This is a genomic window from Lachnoclostridium sp. An131 (assembly GCF_002160825.1).
Lineage (GTDB): Bacteria > Bacillota > Clostridia > Lachnospirales > Lachnospiraceae > Laedolimicola.
In genome coordinates this window covers 47,422-73,468 of record NZ_NFLI01000004.1, presented here as the reverse complement: position 1 = coordinate 73,468, position 26,047 = coordinate 47,422, and the positions used below count along the sequence as shown (strand labels likewise).

Genomic DNA, 26,047 nt, shown 5'->3' with positions numbered 1-26,047 from the left:
ATGAAGAATCTGTTTGAACAGTCCCGTTCTCATTGGGTGCGGTATGACCGCTATGAGCTGAAAACCGCCGCTGATGGAAAGCGGTACGTCACACCGGCGAAAGACGCGAAGCCCGATGTGTATAACCCCATGAAGGAGATGCCCGGTATGGTGCTGGACGCGCTTAATGTGGGGATGCTGATGATGGGCCGCAGGAAAGATGTGGACGTGGAAACGGCCATTCTGGAATTTGTCACAAAGTACGGCCTGCTGGGCTTGATGACGGCGCTGCCCACCACGCCGTCTTTCATGGATTACGAGGCTGTTTACCTGCCGAAGAATCACTTCATCAAGGCAGAGACGATGGAGACGGAGGATTATCTGGCGCTGTTCTATCCCTTTGAGCAACTGGACATGGTGAAAAAGGGCGTGGAATCTGACTGGACGGTTTCAAATGACCGCACGATGATCGCGCTGACCATGACCTTTGCCGACGAGCCAATGGCGAAAACGATGAGCTTCCAACGTGAATATGCGGAACCCTACGATTGGATCGCCCAGCAGCTCAAGGACTGGGCCTTCACGCTGACGACTTCCATTTTGTATTACCACGATTACGATTCCATCGATGAGGGAACTCGGAACCTGTACCGCAAGGCGATGGCGGCCTTTGGCGGGATCGCGCCCAGCTACCACATCGAGCTGCTGGAAAAGCCGACGATTTACTGGGACTTCCACTCGCTTTTGCTGGGTATCCAGATGATGTTCAGCTTCATGCTGGTGGACGAGGCAAGACCGCTGCGGCTGTGCAAGCACTGCCAGAAGGTGTTTATGAGCAGCCGCGCCAACGCCGTTTTTTGCAGCGCACGGTGCAAAAACCAGTATAATGTTTATAAAAGCCGGGGAAAACAGAAAGAACAGGATGGTGACGAAAATGCCTGAGAGCCAGAATACGGAATGGAAAAGCAAGTGGAAGGACGAATATCTCGAATGGATCTGCGGCTACGCCAACGCGCAGGGCGGCAAAATCTATATCGGCTGCGATGACGAAGGGAATGTCGTGGGCCTGCCTAACGCCCGCAAGCTGCTGGAGGACATTCCCAATAAAATCCGGGACGCAATGGGCATTATTGTCGGTGTCAACCTGTTGGACGAGGACGGCAAGGAATACATTGAGATCGACGTGCCGCCGTATCCCATCGGCATCTCCTGCAAGGGCGTCTACTACTACCGCAGCGGCAGCACCCGGCAGATTCTGACCGGCCCGGCGCTGGAGGCCTTCCTCATGCGCAAGCGGGGTGCTACCTGGGACAATCTGCCGCTACCGGCTTTTTCGCTGGACGATGTGGATGACGAAACGGTGGCTCATTTTAAGCAGTGGGCCGCCAAAAAGGGACGCATTGACCGAAGCGTGCTGGATGAGCCAAAAGACGTGCTGATGGAAAAGCTGCACCTGATGAACGGCCCGTATCTGACCAATGCAGCCATGCTCCTGTTTAGCAAAGACCCGGAGAAATGGCAGCTGGGTGCGTATGTGAAAATCGGCTATTTTGAGACAGACTCGGATTTGCTGTATCAGGATGAAATCCACGGTTCCATTCTGGAACAGATCGACAAGATCGTGGAGCTGGTGTATCTCAAGTACATGAGGGCCAAAATCACGTATGAGGGGATGCAGCGGATCGAGCGGTACTTTGTGCCGGAAGAAGCCCTGCGGGAAGCCTTGCTGAACGCCTTATGCCACAAGCAGTACCAATCCGGCGTACCCATCCAGATCAGTGTCTACGAAGATAAGCTGTACATCGCCAACTGCGGATGCCTGCCGGAAAACTGGACGCTGGAAAACCTGATGAACAAGCACGCTTCCAGCCCCTACAACCCCAACATTGCCCATGTGTTCTATCTGGCGGGCTTTATTGAGAGCTGGGGACGTGGCATTGAGAAAATCTGCTCTGCTTGTGAAAAGGACGGCGTACCACAGCCGGAATATACCATCAATCCCGGTGACATTATGATAAAATTCACCGCACCGGAAGATCGGGTCATCCGTTCTGTTACCGGCAGGGTGACAGAAAAGGTAACAGATAAGGTGACAGATACGCTGGATGAGACATCACTGAAAATTCTGAATCTCCTTGCCGTCGATCCAGCATACACAACGACTTTCCTTGCCGAAAACCTGTCTCTGAGCCGGAAAACCGTGTCGCTTAGATTAAAAATGCTCAAAGGGGCTGGCTTGATTGAGCGCATCGGTTCCGACCGCAAAGGATACTGGAAGTTGCTGAAATAACGAAAAATGCCCTCACGGCAGGCTTATACGGCTTGCTGTGAGGGCATTGCTGCTTATTCTGCGTACACAAGTTCATGCAGAACGATTTCTTCTGCCCGGCTGTGGATGCCATTTCTCCGGCGCACCCACTCCATCTGATCGGCGGCTTTCAGTGCCTCGGTCACGCCTTCCCGGCGCATCAGGGCAGTCTCGATGATGTCCAGCCGGGTTTTGCAGGCAGCGTCGATCTCTGCCAAATGGGGAAAGAGTTTTTCCGTGAGCAGCAGGATACTGTAAAGGGCCGGACGGTGGTCTTTCAGATAGACACGGCGCATCCGGCCATATTTGCAGATGTGGTACTCCCTTGTGTCTGACAATACGAGATTGGGAATCAGATAATCCCCATATTGGGTGTAGGTCAGTTTCATAACGGCCTCCTTTGTGGGAATGTGTGGAGTTGACAGTTACGGTCAGGTGCAGGGCATCCCTCCTTCATCACAACGGTCTTTTCATTCGCCACAAATGAGCCGCAGTCATGATGTAATTTTCGGTGGTGTAATCCACCCTTTATAAATTACATCATGACGGAATATCTGATGAAAAACTCTTATACGGACAGCATAGAGACCATCATGAGCGTTAAGGAGGAATATTGGGATTACCTGGATTCCCTGAACGGGCACAGGAGTGTCGATGAGCAGCTGCGGGTGATTGCGGAGAACAGAAGTCAGTGGTGCCCGGATTTGGAATACGCGGGCGAGCTGTGCCAGTATGCGGTGGCGGATCTGGACCGCAATGGCAGATACGAGGTGATCGTCTCCGATATGGCCGGATATGAGTGTGAGCTGCAAGGATGCGGACGGGAACGCTATCTCAGAAGAGGAGTATGAGAGTGCGGCGGACAACTATTTTTCCGGCTGGCAGAAGAGTGAGATTCATCTGGGCTGGCAGGATGTGAGTGGGCTGGCGGATGATACGGAGGGTGCCGCAGCGCAGCTGGAGCAGTCGCTGAATGTGTACTCCAGCCACCTGGGAGAGTCCGGTTAAGCGGCCCTGTTTTACACAGCCTTATTCAAACAAAGCACGGCAGTCCCTGCGCGTTTAGCGCGCAGGGACTGCCGTGATGACCTTAAGCTCCTGCTCCAGACGGTATTTCATCTCCGCGGCGATGTGGCTGTCAGTAATCAGAATATCGATTTCATTCCATTTGGCCACCTCGATAAAGGATGAGGTGGCAAATTTGGAGCTGTCCATCAGCACCACCTTTGTGCTGCTCCGCTCTATAAACTGGCGCTTGGCGTCCAGCTCAGGATAGGAGGCTGAGCAGATTCCGCTGTGGTTCCAGACGCCGCTGGAGCCCATGAAGCAGAGATCCATGGCAATGTTTTCAAAGGCGTTCCGGGTGATATTTCCATGGAAGGACATGTCACTCCGTATCAGGCGGCCGCCGCTGAAATACAGGTCATGTCCGCTGTCCAGGAGAGCGGTCATGCTTGCCCAGGAGTTGGTAAAGATAGTTTTGGGCGAGAGCGCTCTCATCTCTGAGGCCAGGAATGCCACAGTGCTTCCGCTGTCCAGGCCGATGGTGCAGGGGCCGGAAGGGATCAGCCTTAAGGCCTCCCGGGCGATAGCGAGCTTTTCGGCGTAATGGGAGGTTTCCCGGAACTGCAGATCGGCGGTCGGGCCGTTTTCGGCGAGCTGCGCCCCGCCGTACACCTTTTTCAAAAGGCCTCTTTTTTCTAGGTAATTGAAATCCTGGCGCACGGTCTCGTGCGATACGTCCAGAAGCTTTACTGCTTCTGTGATTTTAAGAAATTTCTTTTCTTTCAGAAGCTCTACGATCTGATTTCTGCGTTCGGAGATTTCGGACGCCTTCATAAGAGTTTTCCTCCTTCTTTATTACCGCTGATAGGAATGTGAAAATTGGTTCTCCCGGGGGATGCCATGCGGCGCGGTATAATGCTTGACGACATTATAGCATGTAATTTCAAGAAATGACAGGGAAAACTTGAAACTTCAAGTTTTTCCTTGAAAGTTGTCGGGAATTTTGCAGAAAATCTATGGAAAATAAGTCAGATCGGAATTATAATAAGGACAGAAATGGAATTTCGGAAGACACAGGAAGGATTTCCGGTCAAATCAGGACGAGAATCAGAAAGGAGATTTGCAGTTATGAAAAAGATTATGCTGACTGGCGGAAAGGGATTTTTCTGCTCCAGACTGGCGGACTACTACAGGGACAAGTATGAATTTCTGGTAACGGATAAGGAGGAGCTGGATTTTACAGATGCGAAAGCGGTGGATGCCTGCGTGGGTGAATACCGGCCGGACATTATCGTTCACGCCGGCGCGATTGCGGTGACGGATTTCTGTAATCAGCATCCGGATGTGGCTCACCGGATCAATGTGGACGGCGCGGTAAATGTGGCAGAGGCGGCAGCCAAATACAAAAGCGCAATGGTATTTATCAGCTCTGAGCAGGTATTCAACGGCAATACGGCAGGCTCACCCTTTCAGGAGGAGGACGAGGCAGTGCCCAATACCGTATACGGCGAAAACAAGCTGGAAGCGGAAGGACTTTTGAGGAATATTCTGGGAGAGCTCTGGATTGCCCGGTTTACCTGGATGTTCGGCCTTCCTGAGCGCGGAAAAAACATGTCCAACGGAATCCTCTGGGATACGCTGACCAAGCTCTGGAACCAGGAGACGATCGTGGCGTCCCGGCACGAATTCCGCGGTATGGCTTACGTCTATGAGACGATTGCCAATTTTGAGAGGCTGTTCGAGAGCCCCTACGGAACCTATCACCTGGGCGCGACAAATAATCACAGCCGTTATGAGATTGTGGAGCATATTATCCGCCTGCTTGGTATGGAGGATAAGCTGCCTCAGGTACTGAAGGAGGATACGGTGAAGTATCTGGATCATAACCGGGACGTGCGGCTTGATACCTCAAAGGCGAAAGAGGCGGGAATGGTATGGACCGATACCTGGGACGCCGTGGAAATCTGCCTGAAGGAGTTCGGAGTGATCCGGTAAAGGGGCAGAAGGAGTCCTGCCTGAAAGGCTTTTTCAAAAGGCCCGGCCCGGAAGCGCAGCTTCCCTGTCCGGGCCTTTTGCTTACAAAACAGAAGAAACGGGGGTATCAGACAGATGGAAAAAACAGAATGGGAAGAGAAAACCAGGGCTGCCAGAGCGTGCTGGGAGGATCTGGTCTTTGAACGCTTTGACAGCGCAGTGGCCTGGCAGCTTGGCTGCAGGCTTCATCAGAAGGCTGAGGAACGGGGGCTCTGCATTGCGGCCAGTGTGACGCTGAACCGCAGGAGGCTGTTTTATATGGCGATGGACGGTACGGCGCCGGTCAACGAACGATGGATTGCGCGCAAGGAAAATACGGTGTATACTTTTTTTGAAAGCTCCTATGAGAAATCGCTGTACATGCAGCTGAAAAATGATTCCATCGGTCCCAGGTACGGATTAAACGGAGCGGACTACGCGGCTGCCGGAGGCAGTGTGCCGGTGCAGGTGCGCGGTATGGGAATCGCAGGGACGGTCACAGTCTCCGGGCTTACGGAGGAAGAGGATCATGCCCTGGCAGCTGAGGTGATGCGGGAGTATCTGGAGGAGCAGGAAAGGAGAAGGGTATGAAAATTCAGTTAAGAGAGCAGATGTTTTCCGATAAGGAACAGCTGTTTCTGGACGACGGAGAGCTGAAGGCCTATCTGTTCCGGTACGACAGCGGCGTCTGCGGGGTGAAGCTTGAGAACAGCAAGGGTTATATCGTCGTACTTCCCTATCAGGGGCAGATGGTCTGGGACGCCGTATTCTGCGGACGATCCCTGAAGATGAAAAATGCCTGCCGTATTCCGAAATTCCGGAAGGAATTCCGCGATACGTATGGCTGCTATGTCATGCACTGCGGAATCCTCCGCATGGGCTGCCCGTCTGAGAAGGATACGCATCCGCACCATGGGGAGCTTCCTTACGTGACCTACGACGAGGCAGCCATTGTCTCCGGAGAGGATGAGAAGGGGCGCTACCTGGCGGTGACGGGGCTGTACGAGTACTATAAGGTCTTTGCGGATCATTATGCCGCCCGCCCGATGACGAAGCTGTATGCGGGCTCTTCGCTTATCGATATCCGCCTGGAGGTGGAGAATATGGGAAGCGCTCCGATGGATCTGATGTACCAGTGCCATATCAACAATGCGGCGGAGGCCGGGGCGAAAATCTATCAGACTCTTCCGTGGGATGAGGAGCATATGTCTGCCCGCCTGAGTATTCCGCAGTACAGCGAGGTGAATCCGAAGTTCCTGGAGCTCCTGGACCGGGTAAGAGAGGATGTGTCGGTAACCCGCGTTATCGGGAAGGACGACGTCTACGATCCGGAGATCGTAACCTTCCTGCGCAGTCCGGTGAAGGATGAAAACGGCTTTGTACATTATCTGTACCAGCATCCGGACGGAAGTGCGGATTATACGACCTATGACGCGAATGTGCTGAACTGTGCAGTGCGCTGGATCGTATATCACAGGGACTGGCAGGCGATGGGCATGGTGCTTCCCGGAACGGCAGAGCCGGAAGGCTACCTGGCGGAGAAGGAGAAAGGAAATGTCCGCAGCCTTCCGGGCGGAGAGACCTTTGTGTCTGAAATTACGGCAGGGTATTTGGCTTCGGAAGAGGCTGAGCAGAAAAAGGAACTGATTCAAAGGATTATGGGAGAGTAAAAGGGAGGTTTTAAGATGCAGAGACTGGACAAGATATTTACAAAGAAAAAGCCGATTATCGGAATGGTGCATCTGCGCCCGCTTCCGGGATCGCCGCTGTATGATCCGGCGTCGATGGGAATGAAAAAAATCCTTGAGACTGCAAAGGAAGAGGCAAAAATGCTGGAGGACGCCGGCGTGGACGGCGTTCAGGTGGAGAATATGTGGGACATTCCCTATCTCCAGGGAGAAAAGATTGGGCCGGAGACGGTGGCGGCTGTGGCCGTAGGCGTCTATGAGGTGGCGAATTCTGTCTCCATCCCTGTGGGCGCGGAGATTCATATGAACGGAGCGGACAAGGCGCTGGCCTGCGCGGTGGCAGGCGGAGCCCGCTGGGTGCGGGTGTTCGAATGGTGCAACGCCTTCATTTCCCAGTCGGGATATATCGAGGCCATCGGCGGACAGCTGGCGCGCATGAGAAGCAGCCTGAAGGCAGAGGATATCGCGTTCCTGTGCGACGTCAATGTAAAGCACGGAAGCCACTATATTATTCATGACCGCAGCGTGGAAGAGCAGGCGATGGATATCGAGGCGCAGGACGGAGACGCAGTGATCGTCACGGGATTTGACACGGGAATGCCGCCCAGCGTAGATAAGGTGGAAAGCTGCAAGAAGCGTGTCGGACTGCCGATTTTCCTGGGAAGCGGACTGACTGTGGAAAATATTCCGGAGCTTCTGGGCTGTGCAGACGGAGCGATCGTGGGAAGCTATTTTAAGAAGGACGGAAACTGGAAGAACGAGGTCGATCCGGAGCGCGCCCGGGCGTTTATGGCGGCTGTAGAACGCCTCAGAGGCTGAGAAAAAATCCGGAGGAGCAGGCCTGCAGCCGCAGGAAGCTCTTCCGGATTTTTGCGTTTCTGTATTTTTATATCCTGATGTTTTGTAAGAATTCGGGTGGAAATCAGAGTTCCACTCCGCGCTCCTTCAAAAAGGCAAGCACGCGCTCCTCCGGCTGGATCGAGTTCTGTGCGCCGAGAGTCATCGCAGAGAGAGCGCCGCAGGCGCTTCCGATCTTCAGGCAGGTCTCGATGTCATAGCCGTTTGCCAGTCCGTAGGCCAGTCCGCCGTGGAAGGAGTCTCCGGCAGCGGTGGTATCCACTGCTGTGATGGGGAAGGCGGGAACGCTGATGGCTTCTGTTCCATTAGAATAGAAAGCGCCCTTTTCTCCCATGGTGACGCAGAGATTTTTTACGCCTTTGTCCATGAACCACTGGGCGGTCTTTTCTTTCCACTCTTCGATGGGCATATCGGAACGCAGGATGCCGGTGTAGAATTCACTTTCTGTCTCATTCGGCGTAATGAAGTCCACAAGAGGATACACCTCCTCGGGAAGGGGAAGGGCCGGCGCCGGGTTCAGGATTGTGATGGCTCCTGCCTCGCGGGCCAGCTTCAGGCCGTAAATCACAGCGTCCATATTGATCTCGGTCTGGGTAATGAAAACGGCTGCCTGCTCGATGACGTCGCGTCCGTTGTCGATCATTTCCTTTGTAATATGGTGGTTTGCTCCCGGAGCGTAAACCAGCATGTTGTCTCCGTTCGGATCGACGTAGATGGAAGCGCAGCCGGTCCGGTTCGTTTCGGAAACATGAATGCGGCTGCAGTTGATGCCTTTGGATTTGAGGGCTTCCAGTACGGCGCTGCCCTGCATGTCGTTTCCGACCTGTCCGATCATGGCGGTGGGAACGCCCATCTGAGCCGACTGAACGGCCTGGTTTGCGCCCTTGCCGCCTCCGAACATATCGACAGAGAAGCCGGCTACCGTCTCCCCGCGGGCGGGAAGCCGTTCCGCAGAGGCTGTGATGTCATAGTTGATGCTGCCAAGAATAACGATTTGTTTGCTCATAGCTGCAGATTCCTTTCTACTGGTATTTTTCCTGTTTTAAGAAAAAAGGATAAAAGTTGGAAAACACAAAACAAAATTGGAAATCCAAGTTTTAAACCGTGCTTTTGGATTTGAAACAGGCTCTCATGAAATTATATAATAAATGGATGGAAAAAGCAAATGGAAATTGTCGTAATTCCCATAAAATGGAGATAAAACACAATAAAAATTGTAGAAAAGTTCTATTTTCGGTTGACAAGACCGGGAGACAGTGTTAAAATCATAACATCACTTGGGAATGCAAATCCAATTTTCCAAAAGAAAACCCCAAACTCGGTTGGAATAGAGTGGAGTTTGTTGGATTTTGAGTTGGAAAGAATGGAGCTGCTGACCAGACAAAAACTTCATACTATCAGGGAGGAAGCAAAAATGAAGAAGAGATTGCTTGCAACATTGCTTGCCTGCGCTATGACGGCCACACTGCTTGCTGGCTGCGGCGGTGGAACAGATGATACGGCGAGCACCACAACCGAGGAGACGACAGACGCGGCAGAAACGGAAGAGACGACCGATGCAGCGGCAGAGGAGACGACGGACGCAGCTGAGACAGAGGATGCAGCCGAGACTGCAGATACTCATGTAAGGTACGACGACATTAAGGAAGAGCTTGGAGCGATTCCGGCAGCAGCAAAGGATATGACCTTCAACATCGGATTCTGCGGCAAGGCCTTCGAGAACGAGTTCTGGAGAATGGAGAAGGAAGGCGCAGAGGCAGCGGCAGCGGCTCTTCAGGAGCTTGGACTGGATGTAACCGTAACAGCACAGTCTGCGGCAGGCGAGTCTGACGTACAGGGTCAGGAAACCGTAATGAAGGCTATGAGCAACGGCGATTATGACGCGCTGATGGTAGCCCCGATTTCCGATACAAACCTGACAGCTGCTATCGAGGCGGCACAGGAAGCAGGCATCCCGATGACCTATGTAAATGATAAGGATGCGAACGTAGACCTTCCGGAAGTAGTAGCATACCACAAAGAGACTGCTGAGATGGCAGCAGAGTGGATTGCCACAAAGCTTGGCGGAACAGGAAAGGTAGCTGTAATCCAGGGTCTTCCGACTGCAGAGGCTGCACGTCTTCGTACAGACTGCTTTGTAGACTACATGGAAGCAAACTATCCGGATATCGAGGTAGTGGCACAGCAGAACGCTGACTGGGACCGCACCAAGGCAAAGGATATCGCTACGACAATCATTCAGAACAATCCGGATATCGGCGCTTTCTATGCAAACAATGACACCATGGCAATGGGTGTTCTGGAGGCTGTAAAGGAAGCTGACCTGCTGGGCAAGGTTCTGGTAGTTGGTACAGACGGAACGACTGAGGCTCTGGACTCCATCAAGGCTGGAGAGCTGAGCGCGACTGTCAATGACTTCCCGTATTATCAGGCACAGGTAGCAGTAGAGATGCTGGTTCGTACACTGGCTGGACAGGACGTTCCGGAAAAGATCTACTCTCCGCACGCTGTTATCGATTCTGAGAACTGCGACCTGAGCAATGAGGAAGTTCTTGGATGGACTGGATTCACTGTAGAGGAATAATCTTGACAAGTAAACCCGGTTTACAGAGAAGGTAAAGCAGAAAGGATGTCCGGGGCAGCATGGCTGCTCCGGACATTTATACGGAAGCAAGAAGCATTGGACTAAGAGAGGTGGCGTATCAGTGGAAAAATATATTGAGTTTCAGCATATCACCAAGATTTTTCCAGGCCAGAAGGCGTTAGACGACGTGTCCTTTTCAGTGAAGGAAGGGGAAGTGCATGCGCTGCTTGGCGAGAATGGTGCCGGTAAATCAACTCTGTTGAATATTCTGCACGGAATGTTTCCGGCCACCGAAGGTAAGGTTTTTATTGAGGGGAAAGAAGTAAAATTTAAAAACGCGCTGGACGCGATTGATTTCGGAATCGCGAAGGTGCATCAGGAAATCAATGTTGTTCCTGAACTGACAGTAGCTCAGAACCTGATGCTGGGCGGCGAGCCCCAGAAGGGAGTGCTGCTGGACAAAAAGAAGATGGAGCAGGAAACACAGGAGCTGCTGGACAGGCTGGGCTGCGATTTTAAGGCGGATGACAAGGTGGGCAGTCTTTCAGCCGGAAAAAAACAGATGATTCAGATCGCAAAGGCTCTGTACCGCCATGCAAAGGTTATCTCCTTTGACGAGCCTACATCATCTTTAAGTAACGCGGAAGTTAAGACCCTGTTTGGAATTATCCGGGACCTGAAGGCACAGGGCATAACAATCTTATATATCAGCCATAAGATGGATGAGATTTTTGAAATCTGTGACCGGGCAAGCATTCTCCGGGACGGACAGTATATCACAACGCTGAATCTTGCAGACACGACGGAGGAGGTCCTGGTGCAGAACATGGTGGGCCGTGACGTGTCCATGTTTGCGCGCCGGCAGAAGCCGTCCTGCGCTGACAGAAGCAAGGTAGTCCTGAAGGTAGAGCACTTGAGCGGCCCCGCAGGCTTTGAGGATATCAGCTTTGAGCTGTATAAGGGCGAGATTCTGGGCTTTTTCGGACTTGTAGGAGCTATGCGTACTGAGGTGATGCGCGCGATCTTTGGGGCAGATAAGACCTATGGAGGCGATGTGTACTACAACGGGCAGAAGCTTCCGGAAAACCGTACGCCGAACACGACTGTAAAAATGGGCATCGGCCTGGTATCTGAGAACCGTAAGGAAGAGGGCTTTGTAAAGAACTTCAATAATGCAGACAATATTGCGCTGGCAAGCCTGAAAAAGTATATGAAGGGCATTTTTGTCAACCGGAAGATCAAGGATGACAATGCGCTGAAGGTAGGTAAGACGGTAGGCCTGACGCCCAACGATCCGGAATTTATGACCGTGAGCCTTTCAGGCGGCAACGCTCAGAAGGTAATTCTGGCAAAGTGGCTTTCCACAGATGCGGACATCCTGATTATGGACGAACCGACCAAAGGTATCGATATCGGGGCGAAGGCGGAGATTTACAAGCTGATGGAGGAGATTGTCGCTTCTGGAAAATCCATTATCATGGTGTCTTCTGAGATGACAGAGGTAGTCGGCATGAGTGACCGTATGCTGATTATGAGAGAGGGCCATCTGGTTGGAGAGCTGGAACGTCAAGAATTTGAAGAAGAACGTATTATTACCTATGCAGTAGGAGGTAGCCAGACATGATGAAAAAGCTTTTTAAAAACAATTTCCGGGAGCTGAGCGTTATTATCGCCATCCTGGCAATGGCGCTGATTTTCGGTGTTTTGAATCCCGCTTATCTCCGCCCTGTGAACCTGATTGATATTCTGGATCAGGCGACGATTTACGGCCTGATGGGTGTGGGCATCATGCTGCCGATTATCACCGGCGGTATCGATATTTCTGTAGGCTCCGCGCTGGCGTTTGCCGGCTGCGTGGTGGCGCAGCTTGCAGTGGCAGGCGTGAATCCGGTGCTTTGTATGCTGGTAGGCCTGATTGTAGGCTTCCTCGCAGGCCTGCTGAATGGCTTCCTGATTTCGAAGATGAAGCTGCAGCCGTTCATCGCTACCATGGGTACCCAGTCTGTATACCGCGGTGTTGCTTACATCATTACAAATGGATATCCTGTGCTTGGCGTTCCGGATTCCTACCGTGATATGCTGAACTTTAAGATTATCGGCGATATCCGCATTTCTATTGTAATCTTCCTGGTGTGGGCTGTGATTGTCTATATTCTGCTTCGGAAAACCCGCCTTGGTACATATATCTATGCAATCGGCGGAAATATGGAAGCGGCGAGACTCTCCGGTGTGCGCGTGGAGCTGATTCAGATGATGGCTTACGCAATCGGTATGCTGGGTACGGCGCTGGCAGGCGTTATCCAGGTGGCGAAGCTGGGAACCGGAGATCCCACGACCGGAAACGGATGGGAGATGAACGCCATCGCAGCAGCCGCTATCGGCGGTACGAGTATGGCAGGCGGACGCGGAAATCCCTGGGGAACTGTATTGGGCGCGATTCTTTTCTCGGGATTGAAGGTAGGCCTTGTAGTTATGAATGTAAACACATACTGGCAGTACGTGGCAACGGGCCTTGTGATCGTTGTGGCTGCTTATGTGGAAATCTTCCAGAGTATGGTTACGTCCAGAAAGAAAAAGAAAAAAGCGTAAGTAATCAATTTTTTTAGACTGGACGTCTCAGGAGAAGTATAATGCAGATGGCAGGGGTGCTGTAAAGACAGGTCTCAGGGAGACGGTTTCTGACTTTGCGGTACCCTTGCGTGATTTTGGCAGGAGGTCTGGCTGGTAAATTATGAAAGGAAAGCAGCTGACAGACAGAAGGAACAGGATACTTGAAATGCTGGCAGAACAGGACGAGCTTCCTGTGAGCTATCTGATATCCACACTGAAGGTGTCTGACGAGACGATCCGCAAGGATCTGATTGAGATGGAACGACAGGGCATGATACAGAGAATGCATGGAAGAGTGCAGCTGATTAGAAAAAATGACAATCAGGATGAAGCGATCTGGCAGCGTGCGTCACAGAACCAGGAGGCCAAGGAAAGGATTGCGGCAGAGGTGATGCGCCACATACCGGACGGAGATTTCAGCGTCGGCCTCGATGTGGGCAACACGACCTGGCATGTAGCGAAGCTGCTGGTAAAGAAGCTTAACATTACGGTCGTGACGAATTCTCTGGATATAGCCCAGCTCTATGCCCAGGAGAAAAACTCCGCCATCCAGTTTACGGGAGGAGCGCTCCGGATAATTGACAACGGTTTTTACGGCTACTGGACAAGAGAAAACCTGAAAGGCGTCAACATGAGCGTTTCGGTCCTGGGCACCTCGGGGATTATGGAGTGTGACGGGATCGGAGCGGTTTCTTTTGACGACCGGGATGTGAAAAAGCTCTACGCAAAGAACAGCCGGCTGGTGATCGCGGCTTTCGACAGCTCGAAATGTACGCGCGGCACTATGGTAGACGGCGTTCCCTGGAGCGATATCGATTTGGTGATCACAGACGATGGGATGCCAGAGGAGGACAGAAGACGAATAGAACAGCAGACAAAGCTGATTATTGTATAAATGACAGGACGGAGTAGAGTTCTATAGAGGACAGAATTGGATCAAGGCGGAAGGAGGAGACAGCCATATGAAAAAATTTGTGGAACAGGTAAGGCAGATACCGATGACGGAGAGAATCCGGAAGCTTCGGGAGGAAACGCTGGATGAGCCCAGATATCTTTCTGTGGAGCAGGCGAAGCTGATTACCCGGGCGTACCGGGAGCACAGCGGAGAGTCTGTAGCGATGAAACGGGCCTGGGCGCTGCGGGAGGCCATGGAGAAGATAGGAATCTGCATCCGTGACGGAGAGATCATCGTCGGCAACAGAACCAGGGAGTCCTGCGCCGGAGTCGTATTTCCGGAGGGCGGCATCAAATGGCTGGAAAAAGAGATCGACGAGCTGGAGACGAGGCCCCAGGATCAGTTTCACGTAAGGCCGGAGGATCGGGAGTATTTCTTTCAAGAGCTGGTTCCGTTCTGGGAGGGAATGACGCTGGAGGATAATGTCAGCGCGGCTCTGCCTTCTGATATCAAGGAACGGGAGGTAGTCGGCAAGCTGAACCAGAAGGATCACGCCCAGGGACATATCTGCCCGAACGTAAAGGAGTGGATCGCGGAAGGCCCTGCGGGTCTGCTTGCGAAGGCGCAGGAAAAGCTTGAGGCGGCAGATGAGGAGCATAAAGAGTTTTACAGGACAGAATGCATTGTGCTGGAGGGCGCCTGCCATTTTATCAGGCGGTACGCGGATCTGGCGGAGGAGCTCTTAAAGGATGCGCCGGAAGAGAAAAAGGAGGATTACCGGAATATCGCTTCGGTCTGCCGGAATCTGTCTGAGAAGCCGGCAGAAAGCTTCCGCGAGGCAGTACAGTCCATGTGGTTTCTGATCGTGCTGCTGCAGCTGGAGTCGAATGCTTCTTCCTTTTCTCCGGGACGGGCGGATCAGTATCTGTATCCCTATTACCGGAAGGACATCGACGAAGGAAGGCTGACGCTTCAGGAAGCCCAGGAGATTCTGGATGCAGTCTTTATCAAGTTTAATCAGATTGTATATATGAGAAATACGGATGGAGCCGCCTTTTTCGCAGGCTTTCCCATCGGCTTCAACATCGCGGTGGGCGGAAGGAAGGCGGACGGCAGCGACGCCGTCAACGAGCTGAGCCATCTGTTCCTGCATGCGCAGGAGCATGTGAGGATGCGGCAGCCGAATCTGTCGGCCCGCGTCCATAAAAATTCGCCGGATACCTTCCTGCGCCATGTGACTCAGGTAATCAGCCTGGGAACGGGTATGCCGCAGCTCTTCAACGATGAGGCCGTAACCCCTGCTCTGGAAAACGCCGGCTATTCGCATGAGGACGCAATGAATTATGCAGTTGTAGGCTGCGTGGAATTGAGCGTTCCGGGCAATGCCCTTGGCTTCAGTGACGCAGGCATGTTTAATATGGTGAAATGCCTGGAGCTGACGCTGAATGACGGTGTCTGCATGGAGACAGGAAAGCAGCTTGGCCTGAAGCTTGGCACTCTGGAGGATTTCAAGACCTTTGAGGAGCTGGAGGAAGCATACAAAAAACAGATGTATTATTTCCTGGAGAAGATGGAGACGGGACTCCAGATCATCGAAGAGATGCATAAGAAATACATGGTTTCCCCGATGCTTTCCAGCGTAATAGATAACTGCATGGAGAGAGGCGTGGATGTGACCGCAGGGGGAGCTGTCTACAATAAGTCCGGCGTACAGCTGATCCAGGTGGCGAACGTAGCTGACAGCATGGCGGCCCTGAAGGAGCTTGTGTATGAGAAAAAGGAGGTCTCTGCGAAGGAGCTTCTGGAGCAGCTCCGCCAGAATTATCCGGATGAGCGGATTCGCCAGATTATGCTGACTCATGCGCCCAAATACGGCAACGATGTGGAATGGGTAGACGAGCTTGGAGAGAAATGGGTGGAATGCTTCAAGGAGAAGCTGGATACCTATACCAATTACCGCGGAGGCAATTATACGATCGGACTGTACACGGTATCGGCTCATGTGCCGATGGGGCTTCACGTATCGGCGACGCCGGACGGACGCCGGGCGGGAGAGCCGCTGGCGGACGGAGGCTTAAGCGCTGTGTATGGCCGTGACCAGAAGGGGCCGACCGCTCTTCTGCGCTCCGTGTCCCGGATCCGTTCCTGCAACGCTGCGAACGGTACCCTGCTGAATATGAAATTCTCGCCGAAAATGTTTGAGGACGAGAATGGAATTGAAAAGTTCTGCGGACTGATCCGCGGCTTCGTGGCTCTGAAGATCAGCCATGTACAGTTCAATGTAGTCAATAAACAGGATTTGATTCAGGCGAAGGAGACTCCCGAGAATTACCGGCATCTTCTGGTCCGTGTGGCCGGCTATACGGCAAATTACGTGGATCTGGCAGAGAAGCTGCAGGATGAGATCATTGCGCGGACAGAGTATGGAGGAAACGCGTGAGATGAAGGGAGAAATATTTGACATTAAGCATTTTGCGGTGCATGACGGCCCGGGAATCCGGACGACGATTTTTCTCAAGGGCTGCCCCCTGCACTGTGTCTGGTGCCACAATCCGGAGGGCATGAAGCGTGGGCGCGACCTCTGGGTGAAAAGGGAGGCATGCATTCACTGTGGTACCTGCGTACATACCTGTCCGAAACAGGCGCTGAGCTTCCGGGACGGGGAGGTGTCCGTTGACCGGAGTCTCTGTGATTTCTGCAATCTCTGCGTGGAAAAATGTCCTTCCCGGGCTATGCGGAGGATTGACCGCATGGCGGATACGAAGGAGCTGACAGAGCTTTTAAAGAGAGAGCAGCTGTTTTCGGACGTCACAGGAGGAGGCGTGACGATCTCCGGGGGAGAACCCCTGTACCAGCCGGAGTTCCTTCTGGAGCTTTTGAAATCCATGAAGGAAGCAGGAATCGATACCTGTATTGAGACCAGCATGTTTGCTCCCCAGAGGGTTCTGGAGGAGATAGCGCCGTACCTGGACCGCTTCCTTGTGGATATCAAGATCCTGGATGAGGAGACTCATAAAAAATATACAGGCGTATCGAACCGGCAGATTCTGAGCAATTTCCGCTACCTGGCGGGGCTTGGCAAGCCTATTCTGGTGCGTGTGCCCCTGATTCCCGGGATCACCGCCACGGAAGAGAACCTGAGAGGAATCCGTTCCTTTGTGGACAGCGTGGATCCGAAGCTTCAGATAGAGCTTTTAAACTTTAATTCATTTGCGGGAACGAAATACCGGTTTCTGGATAAAACCTATTTTGACGAGGAGCTTCGGGCCTTCCCGAAGGAGGAGTTCGAGCGCCTGTGCAGCTATGTGGAGGTGAGATAGATGAAACCCTTGTTTTTGTCAGAACTGCAGGAGCGAATCAGCAGGCTGCCTGCGGGAGAGCGGCAGGAGATCCGCCTGCTGGTCTGGGTGAATAAGGAGCAGGAATACCGGAAGCTCTGCTTTGAGATGCCAAAGGGAGAGACGCTTCAGGGGGAACGGGAGCTGTACCGCCGTTATCTGCTCGCGATGATGAACAACCTTCTGGTTTCCTTCGGCGGAGCAGGCCTTGAGCTTTATTTTGACGAGACGGATCAGGAGCTGAAAAGCCTTACAGAAGAAGCTGTTGCGGAATTTCAGGCGGATTCTCCGCGCAATGACAGGAAGAGCTACGGCGTATATCTGAATTATATCAACCGTATGAACGTCTTTCTGGGACTTGGCCGCTTTGCTTTTCAGCTGAAGGATCTGTCTGCCTGGCCGAAGCTGGACCCGGAAAAGGAGTATCGGATCTATGTGCCCCAGAAGGAGGAGGAAGAGCTGAAGCTTCTGAAGCGCACTGCCACAGAGCTGGAAGGCCGATGCATCTGTTCCCTGGACGTGGGCGGCAATTCCATTAAGGGAGCCGTCGTAAAGGACGGCAGGGCGCTGGTATTGAAGGAGTATCAGTGGTATCCTACCGGATGCCGCACTGCGCAGGAAATGAACGATCCGATGCTACTGATGGTACGTTTCTTAAGCGCCTGCACGGGGCTTATGGAGAGAGACGGGAATCTGGCGGCTGCGGAAGCGGCCTTTGCCAAAAATGTGCCGTACGGACAGCTTCTCGCTGAGACGGAGGCGCTGGAACGGAGCGGGATCTGTACGAAGGGCCGTTTTGACGCGATTGTGATCGGCTTTCCGGATATCGTGGTGCACAACAAGATAGCCGGGGGAGAGTCCTTTAAGCATCAGGGCATGAAGAATAATCCGGATACAGATTATGAGGTGGAGTTTTTTAAAACCTCCGATCTGGATGAGCTGGCGGCGCCTTATGCAAAGGAGGGAGCGCCTGTCGTGGTTCTGAATGACGGAAACGCAGCCTCCTATATCACCAGCGTGGAGCAGACCTTTGCCCCGGAGAGCTTTATTGACGAAAACGGTATGTTCTGCTGCACGATCGGAACCGAGATGGGAACCGGCTTCATCTCCCGGGGTGGAACGATTCAGCACATCCCGCTGGAGGGCTTCCAGCATGTCATTGATCTGGGAAATGAGGAATACCAGAAGTATCCGCCTGCCGATCTGCGCAGCGTCAACAGCACGAACACAGGCATTCCGGGCGTGGTCCAGAAGTATATCTCTCAGATGGGCCTGTTCCGGATGGCTCTGACAGCGCTGTGGGAGTCAAAGGATCCGCTGTTTGAAAAGCTGCAGGAAATGGGCCTGATTGCTTATAATGCCGGCGCTGATACGCTGTATTCTGTTCTGGAGCCGGAGGATCGCAGAGGGACGCTGACCCGCTTCCTGGTCTCACAGCTTTCGGAGGGCTGCCCGGCTGTGGAGGAGGCCTTCCGGATGATGGGAAAGGCTATGGGAATTCTCATCGACCAGGATCGCCTGATTTTCCCGGAGATCACGACGCGCCGCCTTTTAAGCGGCGGCATTATCGCAGACGACAGGGCTTTTGCGCTGATGCGGGAGGGCCTGCGCGCTTACAATCCTTCCTATGACGTCATGCGTCTCGACGAGGAGACCATGTATTCCCCGCTTCTGCGCAGCATGACGCCGGAGCAGAGAAGCTTTAATGTGGCGATTGGAAGCGCATATATTGGAAACCGCTTTCTGACAGAAAAAAATAATGGATGAAGAGAACCGCAAAGGAGAGAAAATGAAAAACAATTATATTCTGGGAGGCTCTGCTTCCTGCTTTGACCTGTTTAACCTGGAAAGACAGTTTGCCGAGATAGAAGAGGCGCCGGTAGATTTCGTGCATTTTGACGTTGTGGACGGAAGATTCAACCAGTGTATTATCCTGGGGCTCCCGACTCTGCAGGCAATCCGTCCTCACACGAAGCTTCCGATCGAGGTGCATCTGGCCGTATATGAGCCGGAGCTGTATATCAAACAGTTTGTGGACGCGGGCGCAGACATTGTCACGATTCATCCGGAGGGCACGAAGGATGTGCTGAAGACCTTTGAGTATATCCGCAGCCTCGGAGCAAAGCCGGCCCTGGCCTTCCGCAGTGAGACTGTGGCCACGGAAGACCTTCTTCCGGCGATGGAGCAGGCGGAATATATCATCAAGCTGACGGTGAATCCGGGATTTTCCGGGCAGAAGATTCAGCCCGCGGCCTTTGAAAAGATGCTTGCCCTGCGGGAGATGATGGACGCCCATGGCATCGATACGAAGATTGCGGCGGATGGAAATGTCAATGTCAGCACAATACCGACGCTGGTGAAGTACGGAGCCCAGATGCTGATCGGAGGAACCTCCGGCCTTTTCCTGAAGGGAAGAAGCGTAAAGGATTGTGCGGAAGCGATGCTGGACGCCATGAAGGCGGAGTGACGGCAGCATAAAAAGGAAGCGGGAGTCTGTTATATGAGAAGAAACGTATGAGGCCCTGAAAATATTGATGCGGCACTATCATGCGGAGGACTTTCCGTTTAACACCAAAATGATGAAGGTAACCACAGTACTGAAGCTGACAGTTACAGACATGACAGGAAAAAGACGAAATAATATACATAAATAAAGGAGGAGCTTTATATGGCAGGAAAAATCGCGCCGTCTATGATGTGCGCCCCGCTGGACCGTATTTCTTATTATGTGAAGGAGTTTGAGAAGAATCAGATAGAGTTTCTGCACGCGGATGTGATGGACGGACATTTTGTGCCGAATATGATGCTGGGGACGGCTTATATCTGCAGCCTGAGAAGCATGACAGATATTCCGCTGGACATCCATCTGATGGTGGAGAATCCGGAGACGAAGCTGGACTGGTTTGACATCCAGCCCGGAGAGTATGTATCTGTCCATTATGAGTCCACACCCCATGTGCACCGTGCGCTGCAGACCATCAAGAACAAGGGCGCCAAGGCGATGGTGGCCCTGAATCCGGCGACCCCTGTAGAGAGCCTGAAATACCTGCTTCCCGATATAGACGGAGTCGTTCTGATGACCGTAAATCCGGGCTTTGCCGGACAGAAGCTGATTCCCCAGGGAATCGATAAGATTCGTGACACAAGAGCGTATCTGGAGGAACGGGGATACGGGGATCTGCTGATTGAAGTGGATGGAAATGTGAGCTGGGAAAATATCCCGAAGATGGCAGCCGCAGGAACAGATATCTATGTGGCGGGAACCTCCAGCCTGTTCAACGACAAGGTTCCGCTGGACGAGAGCGTCGCCAGATTCAGGAGCCTGATCTGAGAACAGAGGCCTGCTTCTGGAAGGCCTCAAGCTTTGCGGCTGAAAGGCCGCTGTCTGTGATGATGAGATCGATCTCTGAGAGCGGGCAGATGACGGAGAGAAACTGAAGACCGAACTTATGGCTGTCGGCCAGCAGAATATGCTTTCTGCTGGCCGACAGCATTGTCTGCTTCAGCCGCATCTGCGAATAGCCGATGACGCTGGCGCCGGTCTCGCAGGAGACGCCGTTTGTGCCGAAAAAGCAGAGATCGGCTTTCAGGGAAGCCAGGCTCTGTTCTGCGTCAGGGCCGGAGGTGGCAGCCAGGTTTCCGGCGATCTCGCCTCCGATCAGATGAAGACGGACGTGCTTCACATCCAGAAGCTCAGCGGCGGCCAGAATCGAATTTGTGTAGAGGGTGATCGGTTTCGATACTTCCTTTTTGATCTGGCGGATCAGGTAGAGGCAGGTGGAAGAGTCGTCTATGAGAACCGTATCGCCAGGCTTCAGCAGGGAGCAGGCGGCCTTGGCGATGGAGATCTTTCCTCCGGCATTCCGGCAGAGGTTCTGCCGGATGTCGCCCTTATAAAGGCTTTCGCCCGCAGGCTCAGCCCCGCCGTGTACGCGGCGGATGAGGCCCTGATCGTTTAGAAATTTCAGATCAAGGCGTATCGTCATCTCTGAGACGTGAAGCTCCCGGCTCAGCTCCGATACGAGAACCTTCCCCTGTTGATCCAGCTTTTCAAGAATATAGGCGATACGTTCTTCCTGCATTACTCTGTCCCTTCTACAATACGGATTCCCTTGCTGGTGCCCATGCGCACGGCGCCTGCTTCCAGCATGGCGTCGCAGATGGCGCGGTTGTTGATGCCGGTGGAAGCCTTTACGGACATGCGGCTGCCGACCACGGCCTTCATCAGGCGCACGTCCTCTACGGTAGCTCCGCCGGAGCCAAAGCCGGTGGAGGTCTTTACAAAGTCTGCCTCTGCCTCCATGGCAAGCTCGCAGGCCTTTTTCTTTTCTTCATCCGTGAGAGCGCTGGTCTCGATGATGACCTTTACGGCAGCGGCCGGGTGAGCGGCTTCCACTACAGCGCGGATATCGCTGCGTACGTAATCATACTCGCCGTCCTTGAGGGCTCCGATATTGATGACCATATCGACCTCCTCTGCTCCGTTCTGCACGGCCTCCCGGGCTTCCTCCGCCTTGATGTGCGTTGTATTGGCACCCAGCGGAAAGCCGATGACGCAGCAGGTCTTGACACCGCTGCCCTTCAGCTGTTCGTGGACATAGGCTGCGTGGCAGGGATTGACGCAGACGCTGGCAAAATGGTACTGCCGGGCCTCGTCACAGAAACGTTTTACAGTCTCTCTGGTCGTGTCGGCTTTCAGAACCGTGTGATCCATGTATTTTGCATAGTCCGGGTTATAGGTTGCATTCATGCTGTTGTTCCTCCTGATTTATGTCATTGATAGGGTTCATTTTTGTTTCAGCTTTGGTAAAACTGAGAGTCCTCTGCCAGCTCCTGCAGGCGGGCGTCCGTCATCTGGGGCACGTCTGCCATTTCGTAGGAGAGGCCGAGCGACTGATATTTGCTGCTTCCGTACTGGTGAAAGGGCAGCAGGGTGCGCTCCCGAATTCCGTGGGAATTCAGGAAGGAAGCGATCTCCCGCAGGGTCTCCGGCTGGTCGTTGACGCCCGGGATCACGGGGACGCGCACGTGAATATGGGCCGGCGTGCGTGAAAGGCGCTCCAGGTTTTCGAGAATCTGCTCATTTGAGCGGCCTGTCCATTTCCGGTGAAGCTCCGGGTCCGGATGCTTGAAATCATAAAGGTACAGATCTGCCAGCCCTTCCAGCGCTTCAAAGGTCTCGTAGGGGACCAGGCCTGTGGTCTCTATTGCGGTATGGATTCCGGCATCCTTGCAGAGCTTCAGAAGTGCTGCTGCGAAATCCTTCTGGAGCAAAGGCTCTCCGCCGGAGAGCGTGACGCCTCCCCCGCTTTTCTGATAGTAGGGCAGATCCCGGAGAATTGTTCCGAAGACCTCTTCTGCAGTCATTTTTTCCCCCTTCAGGCAGAGGGCCCCGGTGGGGCAGGCCTCCTGGGGCGCCTCCGGCGCTGCCTGGCAGGAGCCGCAGCTGATGCAGCGGGATTTCATATAGAAAAGCCGGGGTTCCCTGCCCCAGGACTCTGGATTGGAGCACCAGCGGCAGCGCAGGGGGCAGTCCTTGAAAAAGACTGTGGTGCGGATGCCCGGCCCGTCGTGGATCGAATAGCGCTGGATATCAAAAATCATTCCGTCAGCCATATGCTTCTCCTTTGTTTTCAGCCGCCGTATTCTGTCCGGCTGATAATTTCGTTCTGGATATCCCGGTCAAGCTCCACGAAGAACGCGCTGTATCCGGCCACGCGGACAACCAGGCTTCTGTATTTTTCCGGATGCTTCTGGGCGCTTAAAAGCGTCTCCCTTGTCAGGACGTTGAACTGGATGTGCATGCCGCCAAGGGAAAAATAGGTGCGGATTAAATCGGTTAGCTTCTGCCGGTCCTCCTGGGTCTTCAGGATAGACGGGAGAAACTTCATATTGTAGTTGACGCCGTTGATCGCCAGGGCCTGCGGGATCTTGGCCACTGAGCGGGCCGCCGCGGTGGGGCCGTGGGTGTCCATGCTGTGCTTGGGCGAAAGCCCTCCGTCTCCCAGGGGCGTGCCGGCCTGGCGGCCGCTGGGGAGAGCGCATACCTGGCGTCCCAGAGGCGTATTGGAGGACAGGCAGAAGAGTCCGGGCCGGAAGGAGCCGCCGCGGACAGTGGCCTTCCCGCGCACGCAGTCACAGTAAAGCTCTGCCACCCAGGCTGCCATCTCGTCTGCTTCCTCGATATCGTTTCCGTATTTCGGGACCCGGTTCAGGAAAATCTGCCGGAGAACCTCTTTCCCTTCAAAATTCGTCCGCATAGCCTCCAGCATCTCTTCCCTGGATACGCGCGGCTCGTCAAATACCAGCTTTTTCAGCACGGTCAGGGAGTCTGCCACGTCTGCCATGCCTACGCCCTGGATGCCGATATGGTTGTATTTCGCGCCGCCCCTTGTGCAGTCGCGTCCGTGCTCCATGCAGCCGTCCAGAAGCAGCGAAGAAAAGATATGGGGGCAGTAGTCTCCGATCAGCTTTTCGGTACAGTTCAGGGAGCAGATCATCAGGTTTACGAAATACTCGACCTGAATCCGGAAGGCTTCCTTTACCTGCTCAAAGGAGGTGAAATCTGTCAGCATGCCGGTTTTCGGCCCCATCTGCATGCCGGACATCTGGCAGACGCCGTCGAAGAGAGCCAGCTCCAGGCATTTGGCCAGATTGAACATGCCTGCGTTCGTGCTCCCCATCGTGTTTCCGTATCCGGTGGGCTCCACGCAGCCGACGATGGCGTAGTCAAGGGCCTCCTTTTTCGAAAGACCGTCCCGCATCAGGGCCGGGATGATCTGATCGTCATTGAAAATCGGCATCTTTCCGCCTTCCTTATGAACCAGAATCTCCAGAACGCGGTTGATAAATGCGTCCGGATTTTTGGAGGAGAGGCGGATGCTGGTATTGGGCTCCGAGTTGAATACGTTCTCCTCCGCGTCCAGGCAGAGGTACGTGAAATCGCAGACAGCATCGTCTCCGTTTTCATCAAGCCCGCCGATGACGAGATTGTTCGCAGTGGAGAAGCCTCCGTTGTTCCGCACGCTGGAGTAGGTCCCGGCCTTGATGACGTCGCTGTGCTTGATCCAGAAGCATTCCAAAATTTCCTGTGCTTCATCCCGGGTCAGAATTCCTTCCGCCAGATCCCTTTCAAAATAGGGGCGGAAGATCTGATCCACGCGGCCGTCAGAGATGGAGGAGCCATTCTGGCCGCAGTAATCGATGAGGATCACAAACCAGAAGGACTGTACCGCTTCAAAATAAGTGCGGGCAGGCTCGTAGGGCACGCGTCTGCAGTTTGCCGCGATAAGCAGAAGCTCCTGCTTTCTGCGCTCATCGCCGCAGGCGGCAGCCATATCTTCAGCCAGCTGTGCAAAGCGTTTTTGAAAAGCCTTTACGCCCTCGACACAGATGAGCGCAGCCTGATAGAACTGCATTTTTTCTGCATAGTCCGGATCACAGGGATCCAGCGTCTGCAGATGCTCCCGCGCTTCCTTTTCTACTGCCGCAAAGCCTTCGTGAAGAATACGCCGCACATTCGGCAGGTAGTGTCCGTGTCCGCTTCGTGTCCGGCTTAAGGGGTTGAAGACCCGGTAGGGCGAATCCAGGATCCGCAGAAGCTCAGGGCTGAAATAGTGCTGCGCACGTTCGCCGGCACAGCGCGTTTTCCAGTAAGGGAAAATCTCATCCAGAAGAAAACGCTTGTCTTTTTCGGAAATCTGAAGGGTATCGACCTTGCGCACCGGCATCAGGTCCAGCTCCTTCTCGTCGAAAAGGCCAAATTCCGGAAAAACCGGGGCGCAGCGGGGCTTTGCCGCATGGTTTCCGACGATCAGCTCTTCCTCGTCTATAAAGATTGTCATATGCTCCAGGAGATATCGAAGCGCCTTTGCACGGCGCAGAATGTAGGGCTCCCCTTCGGTGGAACGGTAGCTTTCCGTCACGAGGCGGGCCCGCTCCACGCAGATTTCAGGGACAGCAGAGCGCATGCGCGCGTTCAGAAATTCAGTCCGCTCTGCCCTGCAGGGCCCGTCCGGAAGCAGTAATTTTTTCATACAGAAGCCTCCTCCTTTCTTCTATCTAAAGCTTAGCAGAAATAAACGGTTCTGCAAGAGGCGGGAGCGGGAAAAAATGAATTTTCGATCGAAAATCGAAAAAAAACAGGCCGCTGTTATCGTTTCTGAATCAGGACTGCAAACAGTAACAAAGAAAATCAGCGGTCTGGCTGTTAAGAGGGCCAGTATTCCTCCAGTGATGGCAGCAGGCGTCCGGCATAAATCTCACGCAGCAGGCTGTCGAGCCTCCGCATGCAGAGACAGGCCTGCTCTGTGGTCAAAAGACCGGTTTCCAGAGCCTGGGCCACCTCGTCCAGGTCCACGACATGTATCTCACCGGACGGATAGAGAAGTACATCGGCCAGAAGATCCGTAAACACATAGGTATCCGTCCCGGCGTCCCAGGTGTAATCGATGATATCGCAGTACCAGCAGATGAGATCGCCGCTGTGATTCAGAAAGCGGCTGACCTTCCAGCCCTTATCCAGCAGATAGCAGGAGGATCCGTGGCTTAAGTTTTTTTTCGGGCGGATGGTTTTCCAGCGGGTTACAAGCAGGCGGTCGCTGCGCAGCAGGATTTCATCGCTGTCCAGGCGGATGCATTCAGAGGGGATCAGGCGTTTCCGGTACAATACAGGTTTTTCTGACATAAGAGGCCTCCTATCAATATGATGTTTGTAACTGTGAAGGTGAACAGTTATGATATTTTTTCATGCGGGACCGCGCCGGATGA

General features: G+C 53.5%; 25 protein-coding genes. 17 read left to right on the top strand and 8 right to left on the bottom strand.

The genetic code is table 11. From position 1 onward, the window contains the following. Both B5E77_RS04195 and B5E77_RS04190 read left to right on the top strand, forming a co-directional pair. On the top strand, positions 1-921 hold the full coding sequence (locus B5E77_RS04195; RefSeq protein ID WP_087164133.1) for a hypothetical protein: 921 nt from the start codon (positions 1-3) through the stop codon (positions 919-921). Then, the gene (locus tag B5E77_RS04190; protein WP_087164132.1) at positions 914-2,269 is read left to right on the top strand and encodes an ATP-binding protein; all 1,356 of its coding nucleotides are present in this window, start codon (positions 914-916) and stop codon (positions 2,267-2,269) included. Before B5E77_RS04195 ends, B5E77_RS04190 begins: the two co-directional genes overlap by 8 nt. 53 nt (positions 2,270-2,322) lie before the next feature. Here the strand turns inward: B5E77_RS04190 and B5E77_RS04185 are convergent, their stop codons facing one another. Then, positions 2,323-2,676: a TnpV protein gene (locus B5E77_RS04185; protein WP_087164131.1), complete on the bottom strand. Its 354-nt coding sequence runs from the start codon at positions 2,674-2,676 to the stop codon at positions 2,323-2,325. Positions 2,677-2,844: 168 nt separating this feature from the next. Here B5E77_RS04185 and B5E77_RS04180 point away from each other — a divergent pair, with 168 nt between their 5' ends. Both B5E77_RS04180 and B5E77_RS04175 read left to right on the top strand, forming a co-directional pair. After that, positions 2,845-3,138 carry a hypothetical protein gene (locus tag B5E77_RS04180; RefSeq protein ID WP_143468575.1) on the top strand — a complete coding sequence of 98 codons (294 nt, stop codon included), beginning with the start codon at positions 2,845-2,847 and terminating at the stop codon, positions 3,136-3,138. Next, entirely contained in the window at positions 3,089-3,295 is a 207-nt protein-coding gene (locus B5E77_RS04175) for a hypothetical protein (protein WP_087164129.1), read from the top strand. The genes B5E77_RS04180 and B5E77_RS04175 overlap by 50 nt, the downstream gene beginning before the upstream one ends. Before the next feature lie 54 nt (positions 3,296-3,349). On the opposite strand, the gene B5E77_RS04170 is transcribed toward B5E77_RS04175, so the two are convergent. Continuing rightward, on the bottom strand, positions 3,350-4,126 hold the full coding sequence (locus B5E77_RS04170; protein ID WP_087164128.1) for a DeoR/GlpR family DNA-binding transcription regulator: 777 nt from the start codon (positions 4,124-4,126) through the stop codon (positions 3,350-3,352). A gap of 294 nt (positions 4,127-4,420) precedes the next feature. Here B5E77_RS04170 and B5E77_RS04165 point away from each other — a divergent pair, with 294 nt between their 5' ends. From B5E77_RS04165 to B5E77_RS04150, 4 genes are all read left to right on the top strand, one after another. Further along, positions 4,421-5,287: an SDR family oxidoreductase gene (locus tag B5E77_RS04165; protein WP_087164127.1), complete on the top strand. Its 867-nt coding sequence runs from the start codon at positions 4,421-4,423 to the stop codon at positions 5,285-5,287. Between the two features lie 114 nt (positions 5,288-5,401). Next, positions 5,402-5,896, top strand: a complete 495-nt coding sequence (locus B5E77_RS04160; protein WP_087164126.1) for a heme-degrading domain-containing protein — start codon at positions 5,402-5,404, stop codon at positions 5,894-5,896. Next, positions 5,893-6,975: a DUF4432 family protein gene (locus B5E77_RS04155; RefSeq protein WP_087164125.1), complete on the top strand. Its 1,083-nt coding sequence runs from the start codon at positions 5,893-5,895 to the stop codon at positions 6,973-6,975. The genes B5E77_RS04160 and B5E77_RS04155 overlap by 4 nt, the downstream gene beginning before the upstream one ends. Before the next feature lie 15 nt (positions 6,976-6,990). Continuing rightward, positions 6,991-7,812, top strand: a complete 822-nt coding sequence (locus B5E77_RS04150) for a BtpA/SgcQ family protein (protein WP_087164124.1) — start codon at positions 6,991-6,993, stop codon at positions 7,810-7,812. 103 nt (positions 7,813-7,915) lie between these two features. On the opposite strand, the gene rbsK is transcribed toward B5E77_RS04150, so the two are convergent. Then, entirely contained in the window at positions 7,916-8,857 is a 942-nt protein-coding gene (gene rbsK, locus B5E77_RS04145; protein ID WP_087164123.1) for a ribokinase, read from the bottom strand. A gap of 408 nt (positions 8,858-9,265) precedes the next feature. On the opposite strand from rbsK, the gene B5E77_RS04140 reads away from it, so the two are divergent. The 9 genes from B5E77_RS04140 to rpe all read left to right on the top strand — a co-directional run bounded on the left by B5E77_RS04140 (position 9,266) and on the right by rpe (position 20,609). Then, on the top strand, positions 9,266-10,435 hold the full coding sequence (locus B5E77_RS04140; protein WP_162609639.1) for a sugar ABC transporter substrate-binding protein: 1,170 nt from the start codon (positions 9,266-9,268) through the stop codon (positions 10,433-10,435). Positions 10,436-10,556: 121 nt separating this feature from the next. Then, positions 10,557-12,059, top strand: a complete 1,503-nt coding sequence (locus B5E77_RS04135; RefSeq protein ID WP_087164121.1) for a sugar ABC transporter ATP-binding protein — start codon at positions 10,557-10,559, stop codon at positions 12,057-12,059. Beyond that, entirely contained in the window at positions 12,056-13,024 is a 969-nt protein-coding gene (locus B5E77_RS04130) for an ABC transporter permease (protein ID WP_242963603.1), read from the top strand. The genes B5E77_RS04135 and B5E77_RS04130 overlap by 4 nt, the downstream gene beginning before the upstream one ends. A gap of 142 nt (positions 13,025-13,166) precedes the next feature. Beyond that, positions 13,167-13,940, top strand: coding sequence for a DeoR/GlpR family DNA-binding transcription regulator (locus tag B5E77_RS04125; protein WP_087164120.1), 774 nt, complete (start codon positions 13,167-13,169; stop codon positions 13,938-13,940). A gap of 67 nt (positions 13,941-14,007) precedes the next feature. Next, positions 14,008-16,380: a glycyl radical protein gene (locus B5E77_RS04120; protein WP_242963601.1), complete on the top strand. Its 2,373-nt coding sequence runs from the start codon at positions 14,008-14,010 to the stop codon at positions 16,378-16,380. 1 nt (position 16,381) lies between these two features. Then, on the top strand, positions 16,382-17,260 hold the full coding sequence (locus B5E77_RS04115; protein ID WP_162609637.1) for a glycyl-radical enzyme activating protein: 879 nt from the start codon (positions 16,382-16,384) through the stop codon (positions 17,258-17,260). Continuing rightward, on the top strand, positions 17,261-19,045 hold the full coding sequence (locus tag B5E77_RS04110) for a hypothetical protein (RefSeq protein ID WP_087164118.1): 1,785 nt from the start codon (positions 17,261-17,263) through the stop codon (positions 19,043-19,045). 22 nt (positions 19,046-19,067) lie between these two features. Then, entirely contained in the window at positions 19,068-19,745 is a 678-nt protein-coding gene (locus B5E77_RS04105; protein WP_087164255.1) for a ribulose-phosphate 3-epimerase, read from the top strand. Positions 19,746-19,946: 201 nt separating this feature from the next. Beyond that, positions 19,947-20,609: a ribulose-phosphate 3-epimerase gene (gene rpe, locus B5E77_RS04095; protein WP_087164117.1), complete on the top strand. Its 663-nt coding sequence runs from the start codon at positions 19,947-19,949 to the stop codon at positions 20,607-20,609. Here rpe and B5E77_RS04090 read toward each other — a convergent pair. The 5 genes from B5E77_RS04090 to B5E77_RS04070 all read right to left on the bottom strand — a co-directional run bounded on the left by B5E77_RS04090 (position 20,593) and on the right by B5E77_RS04070 (position 25,964). Beyond that, positions 20,593-21,360, bottom strand: coding sequence for a DeoR/GlpR family DNA-binding transcription regulator (locus tag B5E77_RS04090; RefSeq protein ID WP_087164116.1), 768 nt, complete (start codon positions 21,358-21,360; stop codon positions 20,593-20,595). The genes rpe and B5E77_RS04090 overlap by 17 nt on opposite strands. Continuing rightward, complete coding sequence (deoC, locus tag B5E77_RS04085; RefSeq protein ID WP_087164115.1) at positions 21,360-22,028, bottom strand: deoxyribose-phosphate aldolase; 669 nt, start codon at positions 22,026-22,028, stop codon at positions 21,360-21,362. The genes B5E77_RS04090 and deoC overlap by 1 nt, the downstream gene beginning before the upstream one ends. 47 nt (positions 22,029-22,075) lie before the next feature. After that, positions 22,076-22,894, bottom strand: a complete 819-nt coding sequence (locus B5E77_RS04080; protein ID WP_087164114.1) for a glycyl-radical enzyme activating protein — start codon at positions 22,892-22,894, stop codon at positions 22,076-22,078. A 17-nt stretch (positions 22,895-22,911) separates the two neighbouring features. Continuing rightward, the gene (locus B5E77_RS04075; RefSeq protein ID WP_087164113.1) at positions 22,912-25,314 is read right to left on the bottom strand and encodes a glycyl radical protein; all 2,403 of its coding nucleotides are present in this window, start codon (positions 25,312-25,314) and stop codon (positions 22,912-22,914) included. A 173-nt stretch (positions 25,315-25,487) separates the two neighbouring features. After that, complete coding sequence (locus B5E77_RS04070) at positions 25,488-25,964, bottom strand: DUF402 domain-containing protein (protein WP_087164112.1); 477 nt, start codon at positions 25,962-25,964, stop codon at positions 25,488-25,490. Positions 25,965-26,047 lie beyond the last annotated feature (83 nt).

What these genes read in the sequence shown, in the direction of transcription:
- B5E77_RS04185 (WP_087164131.1), bottom strand. Translation starts at nt 2,676, where the DNA reads ATGAAACTGACCTACACCCAATATGGGGATTATCTGATTCCCAATCTC.
- B5E77_RS04075 (WP_087164113.1), bottom strand. Translation starts at nt 25,314, where the DNA reads ATGAAAAAATTACTGCTTCCGGACGGGCCCTGCAGGGCAGAGCGGACT.
- B5E77_RS04125 (WP_087164120.1), top strand. Translation starts at nt 13,167, where the DNA reads ATGAAAGGAAAGCAGCTGACAGACAGAAGGAACAGGATACTTGAAATG.
- B5E77_RS04070 (WP_087164112.1), bottom strand. Translation starts at nt 25,964, where the DNA reads ATGTCAGAAAAACCTGTATTGTACCGGAAACGCCTGATCCCCTCTGAA.
- deoC (WP_087164115.1), bottom strand. Translation starts at nt 22,028, where the DNA reads ATGAATGCAACCTATAACCCGGACTATGCAAAATACATGGATCACACG.
- B5E77_RS04080 (WP_087164114.1), bottom strand. Translation starts at nt 22,894, where the DNA reads ATGGCTGACGGAATGATTTTTGATATCCAGCGCTATTCGATCCACGAC.
- B5E77_RS04090 (WP_087164116.1), bottom strand. Translation starts at nt 21,360, where the DNA reads ATGCAGGAAGAACGTATCGCCTATATTCTTGAAAAGCTGGATCAACAG.
- B5E77_RS04195 (WP_087164133.1), top strand. Translation starts at nt 1, where the DNA reads ATGAAGAATCTGTTTGAACAGTCCCGTTCTCATTGGGTGCGGTATGAC.
- B5E77_RS04140 (WP_162609639.1), top strand. Translation starts at nt 9,266, where the DNA reads ATGAAGAAGAGATTGCTTGCAACATTGCTTGCCTGCGCTATGACGGCC.
- B5E77_RS04150 (WP_087164124.1), top strand. Translation starts at nt 6,991, where the DNA reads ATGCAGAGACTGGACAAGATATTTACAAAGAAAAAGCCGATTATCGGA.
- B5E77_RS04165 (WP_087164127.1), top strand. Translation starts at nt 4,421, where the DNA reads ATGAAAAAGATTATGCTGACTGGCGGAAAGGGATTTTTCTGCTCCAGA.
- B5E77_RS04180 (WP_143468575.1), top strand. Translation starts at nt 2,845, where the DNA reads ATGAAAAACTCTTATACGGACAGCATAGAGACCATCATGAGCGTTAAG.
- rbsK (WP_087164123.1), bottom strand. Translation starts at nt 8,857, where the DNA reads ATGAGCAAACAAATCGTTATTCTTGGCAGCATCAACTATGACATCACA.
- B5E77_RS04105 (WP_087164255.1), top strand. Translation starts at nt 19,068, where the DNA reads ATGAAAAACAATTATATTCTGGGAGGCTCTGCTTCCTGCTTTGACCTG.
- B5E77_RS04160 (WP_087164126.1), top strand. Translation starts at nt 5,402, where the DNA reads ATGGAAAAAACAGAATGGGAAGAGAAAACCAGGGCTGCCAGAGCGTGC.
- B5E77_RS04110 (WP_087164118.1), top strand. Translation starts at nt 17,261, where the DNA reads ATGAAACCCTTGTTTTTGTCAGAACTGCAGGAGCGAATCAGCAGGCTG.
- B5E77_RS04120 (WP_242963601.1), top strand. Translation starts at nt 14,008, where the DNA reads ATGAAAAAATTTGTGGAACAGGTAAGGCAGATACCGATGACGGAGAGA.
- B5E77_RS04190 (WP_087164132.1), top strand. Translation starts at nt 914, where the DNA reads ATGCCTGAGAGCCAGAATACGGAATGGAAAAGCAAGTGGAAGGACGAA.
- rpe (WP_087164117.1), top strand. Translation starts at nt 19,947, where the DNA reads ATGGCAGGAAAAATCGCGCCGTCTATGATGTGCGCCCCGCTGGACCGT.
- B5E77_RS04170 (WP_087164128.1), bottom strand. Translation starts at nt 4,126, where the DNA reads ATGAAGGCGTCCGAAATCTCCGAACGCAGAAATCAGATCGTAGAGCTT.
- B5E77_RS04130 (WP_242963603.1), top strand. Translation starts at nt 12,056, where the DNA reads ATGATGAAAAAGCTTTTTAAAAACAATTTCCGGGAGCTGAGCGTTATT.
- B5E77_RS04115 (WP_162609637.1), top strand. Translation starts at nt 16,382, where the DNA reads ATGAAGGGAGAAATATTTGACATTAAGCATTTTGCGGTGCATGACGGC.
- B5E77_RS04155 (WP_087164125.1), top strand. Translation starts at nt 5,893, where the DNA reads ATGAAAATTCAGTTAAGAGAGCAGATGTTTTCCGATAAGGAACAGCTG.